Raw genomic sequence first — 22,323 nt, forward strand, 5'->3', positions numbered from 1 at the left:
CGCCGCGTGCGATCGGGCGGCCTTTCTTGTCGGCGTGCGAGGCGACCTCAGGCGTGGTGCAGCACCAAGGGACGCCCGTGGTGCTGCCCGACCCGGATCGACGCGTCATAGAGCGCCGACAGCACCTCTTCCGTCAGCACCTCGGCCGGAGCGCCTGTGGCGAAGATCCGCCCGTCCTTCATCGCGACGACATGATCGGCCCAGGCCGCCGCATAGTTGATCTCGTGCACCACCATCGCGACGCTGCGGCCCCCGTCCGCGACCAGCCCCCGCAGCCGCACCATCAGCGCCCGCGCATGTGACATGTCGAGATTGTTCAGCGGCTCGTCCAGCAGCAGCCAGGGCGTGTCCTGGGCGAAGGCCATCGCAATATGGGCCCGCTGCGCCTGCCCGCCCGACACCTCGTCGAGGAAGCGCCCGGCAAGCGGCGTCAGGGCAAAGGCGTCCAGCGCCTCGGCCACCCGCGCGTGATCATCCGCGGAGGGGCGGCCTTGGTGATGCGGCCAGCGGCCGAAGCCGACCAGTTCCGAAAGGCGAAGGCGGCTGGCGATGGCCGTCTGCTGCCCGAGGATCGCCATCACCCGCGCCAGGCAGCCCGTCGGACATCGCGCCACGTCGTGCTCGTCCACCGTGATGCGCCCCGCCTGCAACGGCTCGAGCCGGCCGATCAGGCGCAGCAGCGTCGACTTGCCGGCCCCGTTCGGACCGATCAAAGCAGTCAGCCTTCCCTCGGGCAGGCTCGTGCTGATGTCCCGGAGGATCTGCGCCGTGCCGATGTGGTGGCTCACGCCCTCGATCTGGATCATCGGATGCGCCCTTTCAGCAGAAGATAGAGGAAGAACAACCCGCCCGCGAATTCGACCACGACCGAGAGGGTCGCGGCCTGCCCCAGCTGGCGCTCGAAAAGCCACTGGCCGCCGACCAGCAGGCAGGCCGCGATCAGCGCCGCCGCGGGCAGCAGCACCCTGTGCCGCGCCGTCCGCGCCAAGGCATGCGCCAGCCCGGCCACGATCAGCCCGAAGAACGCCACCGGCCCGACCAGCGCCGTCGAGACCGCCACCAGCGCCGAGACCAGCGCAAGCGCCGCCAGCACCAGCGCCTGATGCCGCAGCCCAAGCGAGACCGCCGCGTCCCGCCCAAGCGCCAGCACGTCGAGCCGCGGCGCCATCCGCAGCGCCAGCCCCACCGCCAGGGCGGTCACGGCGGCGGCGATGGGCAGTAGATCCGCGTTCACCCGGTTGAAGCTGGCGAAGCTGACGGACTGGACCACGGCGAACTCGCTCGGGTCCATGATCCGGCCGAGGAAACCGGCCATGGCGCGGAACATCACCCCGAGGATTACACCGGTCAGGATCATGCGCGGAACGTCCCGGCCACCCCGCGCCAGTAGCGTTCCGAAGAGCAGGCAAGCCAGCGCCGTCATCACCGCAACCTCCGAGAGGAACTTGCCCCCCGCCGGCAGCCCGGCATAGGCGGCGGTGCCGAAGCTCGCGACGAGCGTCGTCTGGATCAGCACGTAAAGCGCGTCGAACCCCATGATCGAGGGGGTCAGCACCCGGTTCGCCGCCACCGTCTGAAACAGCACCGTCGCCACCGCCACCGCCGCGCCGACGATGACCAGCGCCGCCAGTTTGCCCGCCCTGAGCCCCAGAACGAAGCCGCGATTGCCGGCGCCGAGCCCCTGCAGCATCCACAGCGCCGACAGCGCCGCGAGAAGCGCGACCAGCCCGGCCAGCATCCACCCCGACCTATCCATGGGAGGGCCTCTTGTGCAGCAGCCACAGGAACAGCCCTGCGCCGAGGACTCCCAGGATCAGCCCCGCCGGCAGCTCGTAAGGATGGATCGCGAGCCGCCCGATCAGGTCGCAGGCCAGCACCAGCAGCGCCCCCGCCAGCGCCACGACGGGCAGCGAGGCCCGCAGGTTGTCCCCCATGATGCGCGAGACGAGGTTCGGCACCACCAGCCCGACGAAGGGGATCATCCCCACCGTCGTCACCACCATCGCCGTCACCACCGACACGACCAGCAGCCCGAGCCGCATGACCGCCGCCGTCGACAGCCCCAGCCCCGTCGCCACCTGCTGGCCAAGCGCCAGGATCACGAAGCGGTCGGCTGCCAGCCACGCCAGCCCCGCCGCGAGGCCGGCAATCCAGAGCAGCTCGTAGCGACCGGCGATGACGCCCGAGAACTCGCCGCTATAGAGCCAGGCGCCGACATACTGCATCAGGTCCGTCTGCCAGCCGATGAAGGTCACGACCGCGCCCAGAACGCCCGACAGCACCAGCCCGGCGATGGGCACCAGCATCACTTCACGCGGGGGAAGGCGGCGGATCACCGTGACGAACAGCGCCGTCGTGGCCATCGCGCCCAAGGCTGCCGCACCCATTCGAAGCCACAGCGCGCTGGTCGGTGCAAGGATGGTGATCGCCAGCAGGCCCAACGCCGCGCCCTCGGCCGTGCCCGAGGTGTCGGGACCGACGAAGCGGTTCCTGACCAGCACCTGGATCAGCACCCCCGCCACCGACAGCGCTGCACCTGTCAGCGTCACGGCCAAGGTCCGCGGCAGGCGCGATTCCAGCAGCACCAGCATGGCCTGCGGGTCGCGGAAGATGCCGCGCAGATCCACGTTGGCGGCGCCGACGGTCAGGCTCGCCAGCATCAGCGCCGCCAGCGCCATCGACAGGGCCGGCACCAGCCGCATCAGCTGGGGTCGGCGGCCGAGAACGCGTCCGTCAACTGGCCCATCAGCAGGCTCATCGCCGAGTAGCCGCCGGCCGAGATATAGGCCGCGCCGGGGTCCAGATAGACGACCTGTCCTCGCGTCCAGGCCGCCGTGCCCTCGACCAGCGCCGAGCGCAGCGTTGCCTCCGCTCCCTGCCCGTCCTCGCCGATGGCCGCGCCGCGATCCACCACGAAGAGCCAGTCGGGGTTTACCTCGGCGATGAACTCGTGCGTGATCGCCTGACCGTGGGTGGCGTGGTCGAGGCCCGGCGCGGCCTCCTCCAGCCCCGCCGCCTCGAAGATCCAGCCGAAGCGCGAGCCCTTGCCATAGGCCGACATGCGGGTGCCGTTGGTCAGCACGATCAGCGCCCGCCCCTGCCCCTCGGCTGCCTCGCGCAGCGCGGCGAGCTGCGCATCGAGCGAGGCGTTCAGCTCGGCCGCCTCGCCCGCCTTGCCGAAGATTGCGCCGTAGCCGTCGATCCGCGCGCGGGCATCGGACAGAAGATCGGGGCCGAAGGTCATGTCGATGGCCGGCGCCACCTGCGAGACCGCTGCAAGCTGCGTCGACGAGCGCCCGCCGACCACGATCAGGTCCGGCGCAAGACCTGCCAGCGCTTCCAGATCCGGCTCGAAGAGCGTGCCGACGCGGGCGGCATCCTGCACCTGCGCGCGCAATGCGGGGACGGTGACGTTCTCGATCGTCCCTGCCGGCTGGACGCCCAGCGCCAGCAGGCTGTCCAGCGCGGCCATGTCGTAGACCGCCACCGTGCGCGGCGCGTCAGGCAACGTCACCTCTCCTTGCGCGGTGCCGACGGTGATCTCGGCTGCGGCTGGCGCGACAAGGGCGGCCACGGTCAGACTGGACAGAAGAAGACGGCGCATCAGGTGCTCCTTTGTACGAGTTTCGCCGAGGCTTAGCGCGACGTTCCGCTGGCAACAAGAATAGCTTTCTATTTTTGTCAACATCTGCGACGGCTGTTTGAGGGACTCACGGCGGGTGCCTTGGCGCCTGCTTGCAACGACACTTGGAGCTCAAGATGAAGACGAACGCGATCTTCCCGACCGCCCGCCCGGCTGCCCTGCGCGGCACGATGGCCAAGCATTTCAGCCACAAGATTTCGGTGACGGACGCCGCCACCCGCGCCGAGTTCCGCTTTGACGACGGTCTCGCGACGCTCGCTGAAGTGCCGGAAGGGCTGGCGCTGACGGTCGAGGCGGCCGATGCCGCTACGCAGGTGCAGCTTCAGGATGTGCTGGAGAGACACCTCCTGCGCTTCGCCCATCGCGAGGCCCCGGCCCCGCTGGTCTGGTCCCCAGCCTGACCGGAGCCAGGCGCGGCGGAGATCGCTGCTACAATCAATGCCGGGGCGCCGCTTCATCGACGCCATCGGACGGCGGGCCTCTCCCTTCGTATCGGTGGCATCTGCATGAATGCGCACCGTCCGCTTGTCGCACCGTGCAGCAGAGCGCAGTGCCTGCGCCGAACATCGCAGTGGAAGCTGATCGTTCGTTGGTGGACGCCCAGAAGCTGTTGCATTTCGAGACGATCGGTCTAGAAATTATCCATGATCTCTCCGGCGACGAACGAGAACCAGAAGCATGGCCGACGTGGTCGTCCTGCCCGCTCGCAGGCGACGCTTCAGGACATGCGTCGTTCGGTGGTAGAAGCAGGTGTCGAAGCGCTGTCCGAGCACGGATATGTCGCAGCGGGCTTGGACGGGCTCTTGCGGCGCACGAGTATTCCGAAAGGCTCCTTCTACAGCCTGTTCCCGAGCAAGGAAGCGTTCGGACTGAGCGTGCTGTCAGCCTATAGCACCTATTTCGACCGCAAGCTGGATCGCCATCTTCTTTCGGACGAACGTCGACCTCTGGAGCGGCTTGCCGCCTTCGTGGAGGATGCAAAAGCCGGGATGACACGCCATGACTTCCGGCGCGGATGTGTCGTTGGAAATCTCGGCCAGGATATCCAGTCGCTGCCGTCGAGCTTCCGCGATGCCTTGCGCAACGTTCTGGCGGGCTGGGAGGACCGGGTCGCCGCCTGTCTGCGCGATGCGCAGCAGGCTGGTGAAACATCGCGCGATGCCGATCCTGCCGAGCAGGCGCGCGTCTTCTGGATCGGTTGGGAAGGCGCTGTTCTGCGCGCGAGGCTCGAGCGCAGCACCGCTCCGCTGGATTGCTTCGCGCGGCATTTTCTTGTGGCGGTCGCTGCATCATCGACAAAAACGGGAGTTGGGAATGTTCAAGGCAATCTTGATCGAGAAGACGGGCGACGAGACAGATGCGAAGCTGGTCGATCTGGATGAGGCGCAACTGCCGCAGGGCGATGTCACGGTTCGCGTTGCCTACTCGACGTTGAACTACAAAGATTCCTTGGCGATCACCGGCAGCGGCCCCGTCGTGCGCAGCTTCCCGATGGTTCCCGGCATCGATCTTGCCGGCGTCGTCGAGGCGTCGGACAACCCGGCCTACAGCCCCGGGGACAAGGTCGTGTTGAACGGGTGGGGCGTTGGCGAGAAGCATTGGGGCGGGCTGGCGGAGCGGGCTCGGCTGAATGGCGACTGGCTGGTACCGCTGGAGCCGGCGTTCACCCTGCGGCAGGCAGCGGCGATAGGCACGGCCGGTTACACGGCCATGCTGTGTGTGATGGCGCTGGAGCGCGGCGGGGTCACGCCTGAGCAAGGCGAGGTATTGGTTACGGGTGCGGCTGGCGGAGTCGGCAGCGTCGCTGTCGCTCTTCTGTCACGACTTGGCTATCGCGTTGCTGCAATGACCGGGCGCCCCGAGGAACGCGACTTTCTGACCTCGCTCGGGGCGGTCGAGATTGTTGACCGGGCCGAATATGCCGAAGCCGGCAAACCCCTCAGCCGCGAGCGTTGGGCCGGCGCCGTCGACGTCGCGGGGGGGCATGTTCTTGCCAATGTCTGCGCGGCGATGCGCTACGGCGGGACAGTTGCGGCCTGCGGACTGGCCGCGAGCATGTCGCTGCCTACCTCGGTCGCCCCGTTCATCCTCCGCGGCATCACCTTGGCGGGTGTCGACAGTGTCATGTGCCCGCGCCCGCGGCGCCTTGAAGCATGGGGGCGACTGGCACGCGATCTTGACCCGGCCAAGCTCGAGGCCCTGACCAGTGAGATCCCGTTGGAGGAGGTAATCCCCACCGCTCGAAAGATGATGGCCGGGCAGGTGCGCGGCCGACTTGTCGTTCCGGTCCTGGGCGCAGAATCGTGACCGAGGATGATGGCAAGCTCCTGATCCTGCACCAGCATCCGCCGGAAGCTGTCGCTTCGCTGGAGGCAGTGGCGGGCGGACAGGCCAGGCTTCGCGCGGTGCCTCCCGCCAGTCCATTCGGCGGGCCGGATGCCGATGCCCTGCTGACGTTTCCAGCGGCGATGCGCGGAATAGGTCCCGACACCCCTCGCCCCACCGGCTGGCCGTGGCAGCTCAGGTGGGTGCATTTCGGCTCGACCGGCATCGACCGAATGCCGCGCTGGCTGCTGGAGCCAGAGTTGGTGACCGTCTCGCGCGGGGCGCAGGCCGATGCCATCGCGGAATACGTGGTGATGATGGCGCTCGCGTTCGAAAAGCGCCTGCCGCAGATCCTGGCGCATAGCCCGGCTGCATGGGCGCAACCCCCGCTTGGGGGCTTGAGCGGTAGAACAGTTGGTCTTCTGGGCTTCGGCGAGATCGGGCGCGCGGTGGCCGCACGGCTGGTGCCCTTCGGCGTCCGCCTGATCGCTCATCGCCGTCACGGAGCCCGAACGGGCTGTCCCAAAGTCAGTGCTGTCACTTTCGATGAGTTGCTTGCAGAAAGCGATCACTTGGTGATCTGCACGCCGCTGACGGATGAGACACGGGGAATGATCGACAAGAGCGCGCTCGCCGCGATGCATCGTGGCGCGCACCTCATCAACGTCGCGCGCGGCGCGATCATCGATACCGACGCGCTGCGCGAGGCGCTGGACGAAGATCGTCTTGCGATGGCCAGCCTTGATGTGGCCGTGCCCGAACCGCCGCCTGAGGATCACTGGCTCTACACCCATCCCCGCGTCCGGCTGACCGGGCATGTGTCCCATTCCGGACCGCTCACGCGTCAGCGTGGGCAGGACATCCTCGCTCGAAATCTTCGGGCGTTCCTTCAGGGGCGTGCCGAAGACATGCACGGGGTTGTTTCCCGCGAAGCAGGCTACTAGCGCTTCGCCGGCCCGGTGGTCGCGCGCACCACAAGATCCCCTCGGACGAGGTGCTTGCGCACGCCCTCACGACCCTCGCGGATTTGCTGAAGCAGCTCGATCGCTTCATCGACGATCTGCGGAACATCATGGTGCACGGTTGTCAATTGAACGCCTGGCCAAGAGGCCATGTCGATATTGTCGAAACCCACGACCGACACGTCGCCTGGAACGCTCAGCCCACCGCTCCAGGCCAACGCATCCAGACCGCCGATCGCCAGCCGATCGGTGGCATAGAAGATCGCCTCAGGGCGAGCCGCCAGGACGGCCCGGGTCTCTTCGAACCCAGCCTGATGCGTGAACTCCCGCCCGCCCTCACGGCCGCATAGCACCATGCCCAGTTCGGCCACGCGACGCACGAATGCCTGCTCGCGTTCGGCACTGACCGCCGAGCTCTCGGGCCCTCCGACGAAGGCCACACGTCTCAAGCCAAGTTCATAAAGGTGATCGGCCACCAGCGACGAGGCCGAGTTGTCGCAGCGCACGCTCGCGATTGCCATGTCAGGGATGTCGCGGTTCATCAGGATGACCTGCCGCCCATCCGCCGCCCATTTCGCCACGGACATGTGCGAGATCCGACCGGAGATGACGATGACCGTATCGATGTTGTACTGACGCAGCACGGCAAGCTGGTCGCCGGCGTCCGCCCCGGCTTGCAGGTTGAAGAGAAGCGGGTGAATGTCCAGCTCCTGCATCCGAACAGACAGGCGATCCAGCATGTCGATGTAGACCGGGCTGGTGAAATCTGCCGTCACCACCCCGACGATGCTGCTGGCGCGACGCGACAGGAAGCTCGCGATGACGTTTGGCCGGTAGCCCAGCCTTTCGGCCTGATCGAGAACGAAGGCGCGCGTCTTGGGCGAGACGCTGGTTCCTTTCGAGAACGCGCGTGATACCGTGGACTGACTGACGCCGATAAGATCGGCAAGATCGCGTGCGGTCAGCGCCGGGCGCGCGGCCTGTCGCTGTTGGCCGGGCGACGGCTGCTCCTCCGCCTCTGGGCGGCCGATTTTCTCCATCCTCTCCTCCGCTCCGTCAGCCTCTTACTTAACCCGTTTCGTGCGCAGCACCATGCGAATTGTCACCTGCCGCCTCGCGTCCTCATTTGAGTTTGCATCCGGATGCAATACTGCCTAGCCTAGCTTCAGGAGGAGCTCAATGATCACTGCACTGGAACGTTTCCGAGTCATCGACCTGTCTGAAACCGTAGCGGGCCAATTCTGCTGCCGGCTGATGGCCGATTACGGCGCCAGCGTAACGCTGATCGAGCCGGCGGAAGGTTCGGCACTGCGTTGCCAGGCGCCGATGGCGATGAGCGGCGACTCGCTTGTCTTTCGCCACCTGAACCACGGGAAGATACTGCATCGGCTGCGCTCCGGAGCCACGTCGTCAGAGCTTGCCGAACTTGCGGCGGAGGCCGACCTGGCAGTGGTGCCGGCAGGTTTCGATGCCGACGCGATCCGCAGCGTCAACGGAGACTGCGTCATAGTGGAGGTTTCGGACTTCGGCACAGACGGGCCGTACAAGGACTGGCAGGGGGGCGAGATGATCGTGCAGGCGCTGTCCGGCATGATGAACAATAACGGTGAGGCAGGGCGTCCTCCGTTGTTCGGGACCGGGCAGCGCGCTGCCTATGCCGCCGGGCTTGCAGCCTACATCTCCGCCATTGCCCTGTTGCTGGCGCGAGATAAGGGCGGCGCGACGCGCCATGCCTCGGTGGATGTCGCCGAGACGGCGGCCGCGATGAGCTTTCCCTATGTCTTGCAGCACGCCTATAACGGCACCGACAGGCGGCGCGGTGATCAAGAGATCCCGGCCGGGCAGGTGCTGTGCCGGGGAACCTGGGTCTGCATCTGGGTCTATCCGTTCCGCTTTTCAGCGATGTGCCGCACGCTGGGCCTAGAGTGCCTGATCGACGATCCGCGCTTTGCCGAACCCGTTACACGGACTCGGAACTGGGCGGCGCTGTTCGATGAGATCCAGGAGGCGCTGGTCGACCGAGACGCCGAAGAGGTCGTGCGCCACCTCCAAGACGCACAAGTGATCGCCGCTTGCGCCTATCGGTCCTCGGAGCTTGCGCAGAACCCGCATCTTGAAGCTCGGGGCTTCTGGGAGACCGTTCGAATGGAGGGGGCAGAGGTGCAGGTCCTCGGACGACCCTTCCGAATGTCGCGCGCACCGCAACAACTTGCGACGGAAGACGAGCCTGGCGCGCGGAAGGTGGCGGGATGAGCCGACCTCTTGAAGGACTCCGCGTGATCGAGCTCACGACGGCTTGGGCCGGCCCGATGGCAGGCCGAATCCTGGCGTGGCTCGGGGCCGATGTTACGCATGTCGAGTCCCCGACGCGCACCAATTCCTGGCGCCAGAACAAGGGTGAGCCGAGCCCGGTCTGCTATCCTGACCTTGATCCCGGCGCGCGCAAGTACGACCGGACCTTTTTGTTCAACTCGCAGAACCTCAACAAAAGATCGCTGGTGATCGACCTGAAGAAGCCCGAGGGTTTGGCCGCCATGCGCGCCCTGATCTGCGCCAGCGACGTGCTGCTGTGCAACTTCCGGGGCGGGATGCTGAAACGGCTCGGACTGGATCACGCGACGCTTAGCGAGGACAACCCCGGTCTTATCGTGGTCGAGATGCCTGCCTACGGCCTCGAAGGGCCGCATTCCAGCTATGCCGCGCTTGGGCCAACGATGGAGATGGCGGCAGGGATGTCCGCGATGATTTCCTATCCCGGCGGCAAGCCGACGGTCACTGGCCCGTCATACATGGACCCGATCGGAGGCTTCAACGCCGCCGCCGCCGTGCTGACGGCGCTTGTCAGCCGCAACGCGACAGGGCTTGGCCAGCATGTCGAGGTGCCGCAGGTCGAAGCAGCGATGCAGCTTATCGGCCCGGAACTGCTGGCAGCGGCGGAGCAGGGAAGCGAGCCGGTGCCGGACGGCAATCGGGTGGCCCACGCCTGCCCGCACGACTGTTACCCGACAGCGGGCGAGGATGAGTGGATCGCACTCGCTGTCGAAACCGACGCACAATGGCAGGCGCTGGCGCGGCAAATGCAGCGCCCGGATTTGGCCAGAGATGACAGCCTGCGCCATCTGACGGGACGGAAGGCGGCCATCGCGCGCATCGATCAGGCTCTGGCAGATTGGACGCGCGGGCAGGACAAGCACGCGCTGGCTGCGCGACTTCAGGCCGCCGGCGTTCCAGCCGCGCCGGTGAACACGCCGCGCGATCTGGCTGCCTCGCCCTATCTGAGGGCACGGGGGTTCTTTTCGACGGTGACGCATCCGCTTGCCGGCACACATCCCTATCCGGGCCTGCCCTTCCATCTCGGTCCGGCGCCAGCCGACCGCCCTGCCCCCTGCTTCGGCGCCGACAATGCGCATCTTCTGAGCGAGGTGCTGGGCATGGACGCGGCTACGATCGCGCGCCTTCACGCCGCGCGCGTCATCGCCGACACACCGGACGCAGAGGCATGAGCATGACCTTCCCTGCTCGCATCGAGGTCGAGGCCCTGCTGGACGACCACCCCCGCTACAAAGGCAGCATCCACGAGGATTCGGTGGCGCAGCGCATGGGCTATCGGTCGGCTCTGCTGCCAGGCGCGTTTGTCTATACCTATGCGGCACGTCTCGCCGTCTCTGCCTGGGGGATGGACTGGGTCGAGCGCGGCGCCATTTCCACCCGGTTCCGGCGGCCCGTCTTCAACGGCGACCTGCTGACCATTGCCGCACAAAGCGCCGAACCTGACGGCAGCCACAGGCTGACGGTGACGAACCAGCTGGGGGAGGAGGTTGTGACCGGCACCCTCGGCGCACCTGCGCACGAAACGCCGCAAGCAGACCTGATCTTCCAACCGCATCGCGACACGCGCGAGGCGATCGACGCCGCCCGGATGCGCCCCGGCACGCGGTTCAACACGTCCGAGCGCGTTCTGACGGCCGATGATCTTGCCGCGTCGCGCCGCGCGATGGCCGAAACCCATCCAGTGTTCCTGCAGAATGACGTCGCCCATCCCGGCTGCCTTGTACGGCTGACGATGGATGACGTCTTGCGCAGCTTCATCCTTCCGATGCCGCCGATCTTTACCGCCGTCGAAACGCGCCACTACTGTGCCGTCAGGCCCGGCGACCGCGTCAGCACCTCGGCCGTGGCCACCGAAGTCTTCGAAAGCGGCGGCAAGCACTACTTCGTCAGCGACGAGTACCTCGTTCTTGACGGCGACCGGCTCGCGGCCCGTCACCGCCGGACAAACCTGTTCCAGATCGACCCCGCTCCCACTGAGGCTCGCGCCACGAACTAAGTATTGCATCCGGATGCAATCCTGTTAGCGTCGAAGATGGAGGAGAAGACAAGATGCCGGCCACCAGCGCCACGACAGACAACGCGGGCCCGCCCCCTGCCCCCGTCACCATCACGCAGGTCGAGACGCTTCGGATCGCTTGGGCCGCCGAAGACGCGCCCGGACGTCGCAGCGCATTGGTTCGGGTGACGGCAAGCGATGGCACGGAAGGTTACGGCGAGGCCTCGCCCATGCTGGGCGGCGAGCATTCTCTCGGCATCATCGACCGGGACATCGCGCCGGATCTGATCGGCGCCAGCCCGTTCGACACATCGGTCATTCACGACCGGCTGCTGCACAAGCTCATCAAGCTCGGACCCGAGGGCGCCGCGACCGGGGCGCTTGCCGCCGTCGATATCGCGCTCTGGGACATGAAGGGCAAGATCCTGGGCCTGCCGATCCATGCCCTTCTGGGTGGGGCGTGGCGCCGGCAGATCCCCTTCTACGCCTCGATCGGCGGCAATGCCCGGCGCAGCGCGGACGCGATGCTGCACGAGGTCGAGGCGCGGCTGACGGCCGAGCAGCCGGCGGCCATCAAGATCCGGTGGGACGGCGACCGCACGCAGCAGGACGCGGACATTCCCGGCGACATCGCGAAGGCCCGCGCAGTGCGCGAGCTGGTCGGGCCGGACCTGCCGCTCGCCTTCGACGCCAACAACCTCTACAGCGTCGCCGGCGCGATCCGGGTCGGCCGCGCGCTCGAGGAGCTGGGCTATGCCTGGTTCGAGGAGCCGGTCCAGCATTACGACATCCACGGTATGGGAGAGGTCGCGCGCAAGCTGGACATCACCGTCTCGGCCGGCGAGCAGTCCTACACGCTGAACGCGGTCGCCGACCTGATCCGGGCCGGCGTGCGGATGGTGCAGCCCGACATCATCAAGATGGGCGGGATCACCGGGCTGATGCGCTGCTACGCGCTGGCCCAGGCCCACGGGGTCGAGATCGTGCCCCACCAGACGCAGCCCGTCATCGGCCACCTCGCAAACCTGCATGTGGTGGCGACGCAGATGCACATGACGCGGCCGGCCGAATATGCCGATCCGTCCGGACGGATGGACGGCGGCTTTCTGAACCCGCCGAGGCCGAGGAACGGGGTCTTCGAGCTGACCGACGATCCGGGACTTGGACTAACGGTCGATGCGCCCGCTTTGGAGGGGCGGCGCATCGGCTGAGAACGAACAACAAGGGAGGAGACAACAATGAGACTGCATCGCAGAAGACTGCTCCAGGTTGGCGCGCTCGGCATGGCCGGCAGCTTGCTGTCCGCGCCCGCGCTCTGGGCGCAGAACAGCAGCAACGTCATCCGCATCGCCGTGTCCGCCGGCGGGCCGCGCAGCGTCGATCCCAACCAGACGACGCAGGGCGCCGACAACTGGTCAACCGAGCAGATGTTCGAGCAGCTGGTCCGCCCCCGCGACGGCCAGTTCGCCACGACCGACGACGAATACGTCCCGACGCTGGCGACAAGCTGGGAGGCCTCGGATGACGGGCTGACCTGGGTGTTCCAGATCCGGCAGGGCGTGCAGTTCCACAAGGGCTTTGGCGAGATGACGGCCGAGGACGTCGTCCACAGCTTCAACCGCGCCCGCTTCGACGGCGTGAACACCGCAGTCATGGGCAACATTGCCGACGTGCAGGCATCGGGCGATTACGAGGTGACCTTCACCCTGACCGGCCCCGATCCGCTGTTCCTCGGTTCGACCGTGTTCCAGAACGGCGCCTCGATCGTCTCCAAGCGCGCCGAAGAGGAGAAGGGCGAGGGCTTCAACACCGACTCCATCGGCACCGGCCCCTATCAATTGGACCGCTTCGACATCGAGAACGGCGTCTTCCTCAGCAGGTTCGAGGATTACTGGGACGGCCCCGCCAACATCGAGCGGGTCGAGTGCCTCTACATCGCCGACACGACGGCGCAGACGCTGGCGCTGATCTCGGGCGATGTAGACATCATCGAGGCGGTGCGCGCGCCAGGTTGGGTCGACCAGATCCGCCAGCGCGACAGCTCGCTGCTGGTGGACATGACCAATCCCGGCTCGTTCATGACGCTGCACTTCAACCTGAACGTCGCGCCCTTCGACAACCCGCTCGTGCGCAAGGCGATTGCAACTTCGATCAGCTCCGAGATCGTGGCGAATGCCATGGCGCCTATGGGCCAGCCGACCTTCACGCTGTCCCCGCCGGAATATCCCACCGGATGGGCGCATGACGAGCTGCCCGAGGAGCTGCGCTATGACCACGATCCCGAAGCCGCGCGCGAGCTGCTGCGCGAGGCGGGCTTCCCGAACGGGATCGAGTTCACCGCGAATACCAGCCAGCGCGAGGATTACCGCTCGTCCATGCTGATCGTGCAGGAGCTGATGCGCGCGTCGGGCATCAACATGCGGCTGAACATCATGGACCACTCGGCCTATCACGGCTCGAACCGGCAGGACCAGAACACGCTGGCGCTGCACGCCGCCAGCTTCCCGCCGGTCGCGCTGGACTACATGATGCGCTACCTCTCGACCGGCGCCGAGGTGAAGCCGGACGGCAGCGGCGGGACCAACTATTCCCATTACGGCATCACCATCCCCGGCGTTGACGACGAGCTGGCCGCCATGCAGCGCGCCACCACGATGGAGGAATATACCGAGATCGGCCGCGGCATCGAGCTGAAGCTGCAAGAGGATCTGCCCGTCATGGGGCTGATGACGCTTGGCTTCACGGCGATCCGCAACCCGCGGGTCGACCTCGGCTACGAGGTCGAAAGCGGCTACGCCCGCTGGCGCTTCCACCGCGCCACCAAAGCGTAAGGCGGGCGCGCATGGCACGGTACATCCTCGTCCGGGTGCTGGATTCGATCCCGACGATCCTTCTGGTCCTGACGCTGGTCTTTCTGGCCATGCGCATCCTGCCGGGCGATCCGGCGCTTGCGGTGCTGGGCGACAACGCCCATCCCGAAACCATCGCCCGCTTCCGCGAGCAGTTCGGGCTGAACGATCCGCTCTGGCTGCAATACCTCAACTTCCTGCGCGACGTGTTCACCTTCGACTTCGGCAATTCGCTGGTGAAGAATGCGCCGGTCGCCACGCTGATCGCGAACAACCTGCCCTACACGCTGGAGCTGACGCTGGCGGCGATGGTGATCGGGATCACCTTCGGCATCCCGCTTGGCGTCATGGCCGCCGTGCGGCGCAACAAGTGGCAGGACAACGGCTTTCGCGTCTTCTCGCTGGTCGGTTATGCGGTGCCCGACTTCTATCTGGGCGCGGTGCTGCTGCTGACCTTCTCGCTCAGCCTCGGCTGGTTTCCGATCAACGGCGCGGGGACCGACTTCGCCAGCCGCATGCACCACATCGTGCTGCCTGCGCTGACGCTGGCCATGCTGAAGATGGCCTTCATCGGCCGCCTGACCCGCACCTCGCTGCTGGAGGTGCTGGGCCGCGACTATGTCCGCACCGCCCGCGCCAAGGGCGCCAGCGAGCGGCGCGTGGTCTACCGCCACGGGCTGCGGAACGCGCTGCTGCCGCTGTCGACTGGGCTCGGCCTGTCGATCCTGTCCACCCTCTCGGGCTCAGTCGCAGTCGAGCTGGTCTTCAACCGCCCCGGCATCGGCCGCCTTCTGATCGAGGCCATCACCGAGCGTGACTACCCCGTCATCCAGGCCGGGGTCGTCGTCTTCGCCTCGGTCGTGGTGATCGTGAACCTTCTCATGGATCTGGTCTACGTGGCCGTCGATCCCCGCATCCGGGTGCAGTGATGGCCACCATCGAACAGGACTTCGCCCCGCCCGAGCCCGGCCTGTCGCAGCGCCTGCGCCGCGTCTTCTTCGGCCGCACCGCCACCGTCATCGCGACGATCACCGTGGCGCTGTTCATCTTCGTCGCGGCCTTTGCCCCTTGGCTGGCGCCCTACGATCCGATGGCGCAGAGCTTCATCTCGATCAACAAACCGCCCTCTTGGGAGCATTGGCTGGGCACGGACCAGTTCGGGCGGGACGTGCTGTCGCGGATGATCTGGGGCTCGCGCAACTCGCTGATCTTCGGCTTCCTGTCGCCGGTGCTGGCGGCGCTGATCGGCGGCACTCTCGGAGTGCTGTCGGGCTATTTCGGCGGCATCCTCGACCGGATCGTGACGCGGCTGGTGGACATGCTGCTGTCCTTCCCCGAGCTGCTGCTGGCAATCCTGGTCGCCGCCGCGCTCGGCGGAGGCTTCTGGAACGTCGTCGCGGTGCTGACCGTCGCCTTCACCCCCGGCTTCGCCCGCGTCGCCCGCGCAACCACGCTGTCCGTCAAGCAAGAGCCCTATATCGAATCCGCCATCGCCGCCGGCGTCCGGACGCCCGTGATCATCCTGCGCCATGTCGTGCCGAACATCATGGCGCCCATCGTCGTGCTGATGACCCTTTGGGCCGCGTCCTCGATCCGGCTGGAGGCGACGCTGAGCTTTCTCGGCATCGGCACGCAGCCCCCTGCCCCAAGCTGGGGCAACATCATCCGCGAGGGGCTGGCCAACATCTTCGCGACCTCGTGGCCGATCATCGCGGGGGGCCTTGCGATCACCATCGTCGTGCTGGCGATCAGCATCATCGGTGACCAGGTGCGCGACGAACTTGATCCGGAGATCAACTGATGAGCGCGCCGCTTCTGAACGTCCAGGGCCTCTGCGTCGAGTTCGGCCCTAAGGCCGCCCCGATCCGCGTCATCAACGACGTGAACCTGCGGGTCGATCCGGGCGAGGCCGTGGGCATCGTCGGCGAATCCGGGTCCGGCAAGTCGATCACCTCGCTGTCGATCCTGCGCCTTGTGCCCGAGCCGCCAAGCCGCATCGCCGCCGGCAGCATCACCTTCGAGGGCCGCGACCTTCTGGCGATGCCGAAATCGCAGCTGCGCCACATGCGCGGCCGCGACATCGCCATGATCTTCCAGGAACCCATGAGCTCGCTGAACCCGGTCATGACGGTCGAGGCGCAGATCGGCGAGGCGATCATGCTGCACGAGCGGATGTCTCGCGCCGAGCGCCGTGCCCGCGTGATCCAGCTGCTGCGCCTCGTCGGCATCCCGGACCCTGAAAGCCGGCTAAAGGCCTATCCGCACCAGTTCTCGGGCGGGATGCGGCAGCGGGTGATGATCGCCATCGCCGTCGCCTGCAACCCGAAGCTGCTCATCGCCGACGAGCCAACGACCGCGCTGGATGTCACCATCCAGGCGCAGGTGCTGGACCTGATGAAGGACGTGCGCGAGAAACTGAACACGGCGATCCTGCTGATCTCGCACGATCTGGGCGTCATCGCCGAGGTCTGCGAGCGGGTGCTGGTCATGTATGCCGGCCATGTGGTCGAGGACGCCGACATCCGCTCGCTCTTCGAGAACCCGAAGCATCCTTATACGCGGGGGCTTCTGCGCGCGGTGCCCTCGCTGACGGACGAACGCTCGCGCCTCTACCAGATCCCCGGCTCGGTTCCGCAGGCAGGCAGCATCAAGCAGGGCTGCCCCTTCTACGCCCGCTGTGATCTGCGCCAGAACATCTGCGCGCAGACCATGCCCGCCATGTCGCGGCATTCGAGTAGCCATCAAGCCGCCTGCTGGGTCACCCAAAATTTGTCAGAGGTGCGGTCCGCATGAACCAGCCGATCATTCAGGCCGAGAATGTCGGCAAGATTTTTCCCGGTGGTGGTGGCGGGCTGTGGCGGCCCGCGCCGCCGGACGTGCGCGCCGTCGACGGGGTAAGCTTCGAGATGACCCGCGGCGAAACCTTGGCCGTTGTCGGTGAAAGCGGTTGCGGGAAATCCACGCTCGGCCGCCTCTTGCTGCGGCTGATCGAGCCCAGTTCGGGACGCGTGCTCATCGAAGGTACGGACATCACGACGCTGTCCGGCGCCGAGATGCGACAGATGCGCCGCAAGGTGCAGATGGTATTTCAGGACCCTTACGGCTCGCTCAGCCCCCGCCGCACAATCGCCCAATTGATTGCCGAGCCGCTTCAGGTCTTCGGCCTCGTGAAGAACCGCCGCCAGATGCGCGAGCGCGTGGCCGAGCTGCTGACCCAGGTCGGCCTGCCCCCTTCGGTGATGGACCGCAATCCGCGCCAGTTCTCGGGCGGCCAGCGCCAGCGGATCGGCATTGCGCGGGCGCTGTCGGTCGATCCCAGCTTCATCGTCGCGGACGAGCCGGTCTCGGCGCTCGATGTCTCGATCCAGGCGCAGATCATCAACCTGATGCAAGACCTGCAGCAGGAGAAGCAGTTTTCCTTTCTGTTCATCGCCCATGACCTGGCGGTGGTCCGCCACATCGCCCATCGCGTTGCCGTCATGTACCTGGGACAGGTGATGGAAATCGGCACCAAGCGCCAGATCTACGAGGTGCCACAGCACCCCTACACGCAGGCGCTTCTCTCTGCGGCCCCCGAGGCTCGTCTCGATCGCCCCTATCGCCGGATTGTTCTCAAGGGCGACGTCCCCAGCCCGACGGCCGTTCCGGAAGGTTGCAGCTTTCACACACGCTGTCCCCTGGCCCAAGGGATCTGCCGCGTCGAGCGCCCTCCGCTGGCCCAAGTCGCGCCCGGGCAGATGGCCGCCTGCCACTTCGCCGCACCCAATTCCCTCGGCGTGGCCGCGGCAGGACCAAGTCTGGACAAATCCAACTCGCCCCGCGCCCGAGCCTGAAAGACGTGCAGTTTCAGCTTGGATGGACTGATTACTCGCCAGGCAAGAATACGTACGCAATTTGATGAAAAACGCAGTTATAATAATATTATGACGGTGGGTTCTGTAGAAACGTTTCCAAAACGATGCGCGAAACGGTCTCTCGCAAGGAAGGACGTTAAGCTACTGGATCAAATTGACATCCGGTTGAGGGAGAAAGATTTTACTCTCCCGGAACCGCTACGACGCTGGAGTCAGAACGGTCTTTGAGCCTGGCCGGGTCATGTCAAAATGTAGCGCAGGCAATGCCAAATCGGCAAGCTGACTCCGTCTGAAAGTGCCTGCCTAACAGTTGGATGCTTGAGCCAGTGCCTTATCATGCTAGAGGTTCGTAGCGGCACGCTGCAAATCTGCTGCACAGTAGGTGGTTAAAGGTGATCCAGATGCGCCATCCGGAAGCGCAAGCGGTACAAGGTCTTCAAAATGCAGGCGGGAACTTTAGTTTCGCCGCAATGGATACAGTCCAACAACAACACGAAAGCTCCGTTCCTCTCGTTGTAGATCTGGACGGCACCCTGGTTCGTACCGACACGTTGCATGAGGGACTCGCATCACTGGTAGCACAACACCCATTGTTGCTGTTCAAGTTGCCTTCTTGGCTCATGCGAGGGCGGAGCGGTTTCAAACAAGAAGTTGCGGAACGCAGCCTGCTTGACCCCTCGCTTCTTCCATATGACCCCGATGTCCTTCATCTCATAGCGCAAGCACGAGAGCGTGGTCGCTCGGTTGCGCTGGTTTCAGCAGCGGATCATCGTCAGGTGGAAGCTGTTGCAAATCACCTTCAGCTGTTCGATCTTGTGGTAGGAACCGGCACAGCGGCAAATGATGCAAATCTACGCGGTGCGGCCAAGGCGGATCTTCTGGTCCAGCATTTTGGGCATAGGGGTTTCGACTATATCGGCGACAGCGCGACTGACCTTCCTGTCTGGACCGCGGCGCGAGAAGCGGTCGGAGTCCGGCTGGCTCCGGCAACGCGTCGGCTGGCGCACGCGCAAGGCATCCCGCTTGTGGAGATCGGGCAAAGAACAGGTTGGCCCCTCCGCGCAATGATCCGCGCGTGCAGGCCTCACCAATGGGCAAAGAACCTTCTGATCTTCCTCCCGGTTCTCACGGCATTCAACCTTGCTGCGCTGCCCGCGGCAGCTCTGGCGTTCTTGTGCTTCTCCTTTGCTGCCTCAGCGGTGTACATCGTCAACGATCTGCTGGATCTACCGAACGACCGCCGGCATCCGCGCAAGCGGTTCCGCCCCTTTGCTTCGGGCGAGGCCACAGCCGCTCAAGGGGCAGTGGCAAGCGCCGCGCTTCTGCTGCTCGCGTTCAGCCTCGCGCTGCTTCTGCCTGGCCCGTTCCTCGGCATGTTGCTGACATATCTCGTTATCACGACGGTCTATTCTCTTTCGTTGAAGCGGAAGATGATGGCAGACGTGATAACGCTTGCAGTGCTCTACACGCTGCGGATCGTGGCCGGAAGTCTCGCCACGGGCATCGTGCTCTCGCCATGGTTGCTCGTGTTCTCGATGTTCCTCTTCTTTTCCTTGGCGACCATCAAGCGGCAAGCCGAACTCGAGGATCTGACCAATCGAGGCAAGACTGAAACAGCGGGGCGAAATCTGCTGGTCAGCGACCTGCCGATATATCGTGCAATGTCCATCAGTAGCGCGCAGGCGGCAGTCTTGGTCTTTGCGCTTTACACGCAGGACACATCCGTGCAGTTGCAGTTCTCGAAACCCATCATATTGCTGCTGATCTGTCCAATTCTGATGCTGTGGCTCGGCCGCATGCAGCTTATGACAACGCGCGGCTTCATGACAGATGATCCACTCGTCTTCACCATGAGGGATCGCGTAAGTGCAACCTGCGGTGTTGTCATGTTAAGCTTCTTTCTGATGGCGGCAGCAGGTTAGGCATGTGCGCGTTGTCCAGCAGCTATTCAGTAGCTAGTCCCGTGCGAAGGTGACACTCTTGGTATCTTTGGAAGCACGATGAACCATTGGTTACTCATTACTATCGCTGCCTGCGCAAATGTCGGGTTGAACATGTGCCTCAAGCGCGGGGGGCAAGCGCTTGACCTTGGCTCCCTGAAATCGCTGATCATCTCGATCATCGCCTCTGGCTGGATGTGGCTTGCCGTCGCAAGCGCCGCGATCTTGTTGACGGCCTTTGTCGCAGCAATTCGCCTGCACTCCCTGAGCCTGACATATACAGCTGTGACAGCGATGGCGATGGTCATGCTGACCGCGCTCGGAGTGCTGCTCCAGCAAGAGACAGTCAACGCGGCGCGTGCGGCAGGCCTCGGGCTGATCATCCTTGGGCTGGTGGTCACTGCGATGTCGGAAAGCACGTGACGTTATCGTATCGGCGGCAACTGTGCCAGTTTTCAGAGAAATGGCATGCATAGGAACCACACAATGATGATTGAAGGCTCTGCCCGCGGAGAGGGCGACGCAACTCGTGTCAGTTTTGCGGTAGACCTTTTCATCTTCGTGCTGATCGGCGCAGTGGCCGCAGGCGTCTCGTTTGTCCTTGGCGCGCAACTGGCGCCGGTCTTGTACATTGACGTCGACCTGTACTACGGGGCCGACATAAATCGTGTCTTTGACTACATGACGGGCGGGGGACGCTTCGCCCAATTTCGATCAACCGTGCATCCCGTCTTCACGTTCCTTCTCTTCCCCCCCACCCGAAGCTTGATGGGCGTTGGACTTTCACCAGAGCAGGCCGCACAGGCTGTTGTTGCGCTGAGCGCCGCGGCAACTGCGAGCATCCTCTACCTTAGTGCACGGCTGCTGGAACTCTGTCGTGTGGATGCGATCCTCCTGTGTCTCATGTTCATCGGGTCAGCGACGTTCGTCTTCTGGTGGAGCGTACCCGAGACTTTCCCCTTCGGCGGCATGAGTGTCGCGATCGCTCTGATGATGCCGATCCTGTCGCGAACCAGCTTGCTCGCTTGGGTCCTGGCGAGCAGCTTTGCGTTGGCGATAACGACGACCAATATCGCCGCGGCGTTGATCGCCAGCGCCTTTCGTTTGGGCCGGTTCAACACGCTCAAGGTTGCGCTCCTTGCGACGACGCTGGTTGCCGTACTGGCAGTTTGGCAGAAGGCGTATCTGCCGACCTCGCAGTTCTTCTTCCTGCCGGGTGCCTTCACGGATGAGTTGTCGTTCGTTTCAGTCGTGAATGAGGTCGGTTGGTCGCTCGGCTTTGGTGGCAATCTAGCCAGCTTCTGGCTGGCACCGTGGGTTGCGCCTGACAGCATCATGACAGAAGCCCAAGGCATCCGGCCCGTGCATCTCTCCTATGGTGTGGCAGGATGGGTGGCACTCGTTGCGCTGCTGGTCGTATTTGTGGCCGCCATAGCCGCCCTTCGCCAAGAAGGCCGGTTAAGGCGGCTAGCCCTGATCCCGGGGTTGTTCATCGGGTTCCAGTTCATGTTGCACATGGTCTACGGAGACGAGCCGTTCCTGTACGCCGCGCATTTCCTCCCGGCGTTCATGGTTGTTCTGGCGCTTGGCTTCCTGGGGCCTTTGGCAACTCTGTGCCGGATCGCTGCACTTATTTTCGCTCTAGTTGCGCCTTTAAATAACGTTCCTCTCTTTCTTGAAGCCAACGAACTGCTGGTGGTACCGACCTAGCTCCCGGAACATCCCTCGGTGTGATGTAGCGTTTGCTTTACCACAGATGAGCAAATGACATGAGGAAAAGCCGCTTCACCGGGGCGCAGATCATGGGGATGATCAAGGGGCGGGAAGCCGAGATGGAGACGGCGGAGGTCTGTCGCCGTCACTGGGGCAGCGGGCCGCAGCGTTCAAAGGCGATGCGCAATCATGACATCGCGCGACGCCGGGCCTGTGTTCTGACAGGTCATCGATCTGAAGACGGTGCGGCGCAAATACGCAGCCGAGCGAGGCATAAGATCGCAATGTTGCGGCACCGGTTGGGCTATCGGCGGATCGGTCTGCTGCTGGAGCGCAGAGGCATGCTGATCAACTTGAACAGCCCCGAGTTTCTTAGACGCCTTCACGTCTCATCATCTGCCGTCGCTCGAACTCCGCAGGCGACAGCATTCCGTTTCTCGCGTGCTTGCGCTTCGGGTTGCAGAACATCTCGATGTAATCGAACACGTCCTGCCTGGCTTCTTCGCGTGTCCGGTAGGTCCTGCGCCTGATCCGCTCGCGCTTGAGCAGGTTGAAGAAGCTCTCCGCAACGGCATTGTCATGGCAGTTGCCGCGGCGGCTCATCGAATGCTCAAGATTGTGGGCGCGCAGGAACGCAGTCCAGTCCATGCTGGTGAACTGACTGCCCTGGTCCGAGTGGATCAGCACCTTGTTCTTGGGCTTGCGCCGCT

Annotated in this window: 22 protein-coding genes; 16 read left to right on the plus strand and 6 right to left on the minus strand. The window is 64.9% G+C overall.

All coding sequences use genetic code 11. From position 1 onward, the window contains the following. Positions 1 to 47 precede the first annotated feature (47 nt). Genes BLP73_RS07710 through BLP73_RS07725 form a run of 4 tightly spaced genes read right to left on the minus strand, consistent with a single transcriptional unit; the run spans position 48 to position 3,604 of the window. Positions 48 to 806, minus strand: coding sequence for an iron ABC transporter ATP-binding protein (locus BLP73_RS07710; protein ID WP_090742016.1), 759 nt, complete (start codon positions 804 to 806; stop codon positions 48 to 50). Continuing rightward, a complete protein-coding gene (locus BLP73_RS07715; RefSeq protein ID WP_090742018.1) occupies positions 803 to 1,756 on the minus strand; it encodes an iron chelate uptake ABC transporter family permease subunit in 954 nt (317 codons plus the stop codon). Before BLP73_RS07715 ends, BLP73_RS07710 begins: the two co-directional genes overlap by 4 nt. Beyond that, positions 1,749 to 2,702 (minus strand): iron chelate uptake ABC transporter family permease subunit, encoded by a 954-nt coding sequence (locus BLP73_RS07720; protein WP_090742021.1) that lies wholly within the window; start codon positions 2,700 to 2,702, stop codon positions 1,749 to 1,751. Before BLP73_RS07720 ends, BLP73_RS07715 begins: the two co-directional genes overlap by 8 nt. Continuing rightward, a complete protein-coding gene (locus BLP73_RS07725) occupies positions 2,702 to 3,604 on the minus strand; it encodes a siderophore ABC transporter substrate-binding protein (RefSeq protein WP_090742024.1) in 903 nt (300 codons plus the stop codon). The genes BLP73_RS07720 and BLP73_RS07725 overlap by 1 nt, the downstream gene beginning before the upstream one ends. 155 nt (positions 3,605 to 3,759) lie before the next feature. On the opposite strand from BLP73_RS07725, the gene BLP73_RS07730 reads away from it, so the two are divergent. From BLP73_RS07730 to BLP73_RS07745, 4 genes are all read left to right on the plus strand, one after another. After that, the gene (locus BLP73_RS07730; protein WP_090742170.1) at positions 3,760 to 4,044 is read left to right on the plus strand and encodes a DUF2218 domain-containing protein; all 285 of its coding nucleotides are present in this window, start codon (positions 3,760 to 3,762) and stop codon (positions 4,042 to 4,044) included. Positions 4,045 to 4,287: 243 nt separating this feature from the next. After that, positions 4,288 to 5,025: an acrylate utilization transcriptional regulator AcuR gene (gene acuR, locus BLP73_RS07735; RefSeq protein WP_090742027.1), complete on the plus strand. Its 738-nt coding sequence runs from the start codon at positions 4,288 to 4,290 to the stop codon at positions 5,023 to 5,025. Beyond that, positions 4,958 to 5,950: an acrylyl-CoA reductase (NADPH) gene (acuI, locus tag BLP73_RS07740; RefSeq protein ID WP_090742173.1), complete on the plus strand. Its 993-nt coding sequence runs from the start codon at positions 4,958 to 4,960 to the stop codon at positions 5,948 to 5,950. The genes acuR and acuI overlap by 68 nt, the downstream gene beginning before the upstream one ends. Beyond that, entirely contained in the window at positions 5,947 to 6,912 is a 966-nt protein-coding gene (locus tag BLP73_RS07745; protein ID WP_090742029.1) for an NAD(P)-dependent oxidoreductase, read from the plus strand. The genes acuI and BLP73_RS07745 overlap by 4 nt, the downstream gene beginning before the upstream one ends. On the opposite strand, the gene BLP73_RS07750 is transcribed toward BLP73_RS07745, so the two are convergent. Continuing rightward, complete coding sequence (locus tag BLP73_RS07750; RefSeq protein WP_090742032.1) at positions 6,909 to 7,970, minus strand: LacI family DNA-binding transcriptional regulator; 1,062 nt, start codon at positions 7,968 to 7,970, stop codon at positions 6,909 to 6,911. The genes BLP73_RS07745 and BLP73_RS07750 overlap by 4 nt on opposite strands. Before the next feature lie 139 nt (positions 7,971 to 8,109). Between BLP73_RS07750 and BLP73_RS07755 the strand changes: the two genes are divergently transcribed. The 12 genes from BLP73_RS07755 to BLP73_RS07810 all read left to right on the plus strand — a co-directional run bounded on the left by BLP73_RS07755 (position 8,110) and on the right by BLP73_RS07810 (position 21,610). Then, complete coding sequence (locus tag BLP73_RS07755) at positions 8,110 to 9,183, plus strand: CoA transferase (RefSeq protein WP_090742036.1); 1,074 nt, start codon at positions 8,110 to 8,112, stop codon at positions 9,181 to 9,183. Continuing rightward, positions 9,180 to 10,433: a CaiB/BaiF CoA transferase family protein gene (locus tag BLP73_RS07760; RefSeq protein WP_090742039.1), complete on the plus strand. Its 1,254-nt coding sequence runs from the start codon at positions 9,180 to 9,182 to the stop codon at positions 10,431 to 10,433. The genes BLP73_RS07755 and BLP73_RS07760 overlap by 4 nt, the downstream gene beginning before the upstream one ends. Continuing rightward, the gene (locus BLP73_RS07765; RefSeq protein WP_139165912.1) at positions 10,430 to 11,257 is read left to right on the plus strand and encodes a hypothetical protein; all 828 of its coding nucleotides are present in this window, start codon (positions 10,430 to 10,432) and stop codon (positions 11,255 to 11,257) included. The genes BLP73_RS07760 and BLP73_RS07765 overlap by 4 nt, the downstream gene beginning before the upstream one ends. Positions 11,258 to 11,310: 53 nt before the next feature. Beyond that, complete coding sequence (locus BLP73_RS07770) at positions 11,311 to 12,468, plus strand: mandelate racemase/muconate lactonizing enzyme family protein (RefSeq protein WP_090742046.1); 1,158 nt, start codon at positions 11,311 to 11,313, stop codon at positions 12,466 to 12,468. Between the two features lie 27 nt (positions 12,469 to 12,495). After that, positions 12,496 to 14,088, plus strand: a complete 1,593-nt coding sequence (locus BLP73_RS07775; RefSeq protein WP_090742050.1) for an ABC transporter substrate-binding protein — start codon at positions 12,496 to 12,498, stop codon at positions 14,086 to 14,088. Positions 14,089 to 14,099: 11 nt separating this feature from the next. Beyond that, positions 14,100 to 15,035, plus strand: a complete 936-nt coding sequence (locus BLP73_RS07780) for an ABC transporter permease (RefSeq protein ID WP_090742053.1) — start codon at positions 14,100 to 14,102, stop codon at positions 15,033 to 15,035. Further along, complete coding sequence (locus tag BLP73_RS07785; protein WP_090742056.1) at positions 15,035 to 15,907, plus strand: ABC transporter permease; 873 nt, start codon at positions 15,035 to 15,037, stop codon at positions 15,905 to 15,907. The genes BLP73_RS07780 and BLP73_RS07785 overlap by 1 nt, the downstream gene beginning before the upstream one ends. Next, positions 15,907 to 16,899, plus strand: coding sequence for an ABC transporter ATP-binding protein (locus tag BLP73_RS07790; protein WP_090742059.1), 993 nt, complete (start codon positions 15,907 to 15,909; stop codon positions 16,897 to 16,899). Before BLP73_RS07785 ends, BLP73_RS07790 begins: the two co-directional genes overlap by 1 nt. Further along, positions 16,896 to 17,939, plus strand: coding sequence for an ABC transporter ATP-binding protein (locus BLP73_RS07795; protein ID WP_090742062.1), 1,044 nt, complete (start codon positions 16,896 to 16,898; stop codon positions 17,937 to 17,939). The genes BLP73_RS07790 and BLP73_RS07795 overlap by 4 nt, the downstream gene beginning before the upstream one ends. 422 nt (positions 17,940 to 18,361) lie before the next feature. After that, positions 18,362 to 19,882, plus strand: coding sequence for a UbiA family prenyltransferase (locus BLP73_RS07800; protein WP_245686598.1), 1,521 nt, complete (start codon positions 18,362 to 18,364; stop codon positions 19,880 to 19,882). A gap of 78 nt (positions 19,883 to 19,960) precedes the next feature. Further along, complete coding sequence (locus BLP73_RS07805) at positions 19,961 to 20,323, plus strand: hypothetical protein (RefSeq protein WP_139165913.1); 363 nt, start codon at positions 19,961 to 19,963, stop codon at positions 20,321 to 20,323. Between the two features lie 63 nt (positions 20,324 to 20,386). After that, positions 20,387 to 21,610, plus strand: coding sequence for a hypothetical protein (locus BLP73_RS07810; RefSeq protein ID WP_090742071.1), 1,224 nt, complete (start codon positions 20,387 to 20,389; stop codon positions 21,608 to 21,610). Between the two features lie 375 nt (positions 21,611 to 21,985). Here BLP73_RS07810 and BLP73_RS07815 read toward each other — a convergent pair. Continuing rightward, positions 21,986 to 22,323, minus strand: a 338-nt coding sequence (locus BLP73_RS07815; protein WP_139165914.1) for an IS3 family transposase, incomplete at its 5' end; no start/stop codon positions are given.

The organism is Paracoccus tibetensis (genome assembly GCF_900102505.1).
In the GTDB taxonomy this organism is placed as follows: Bacteria; Pseudomonadota; Alphaproteobacteria; order Rhodobacterales; family Rhodobacteraceae; genus Paracoccus; species Paracoccus tibetensis.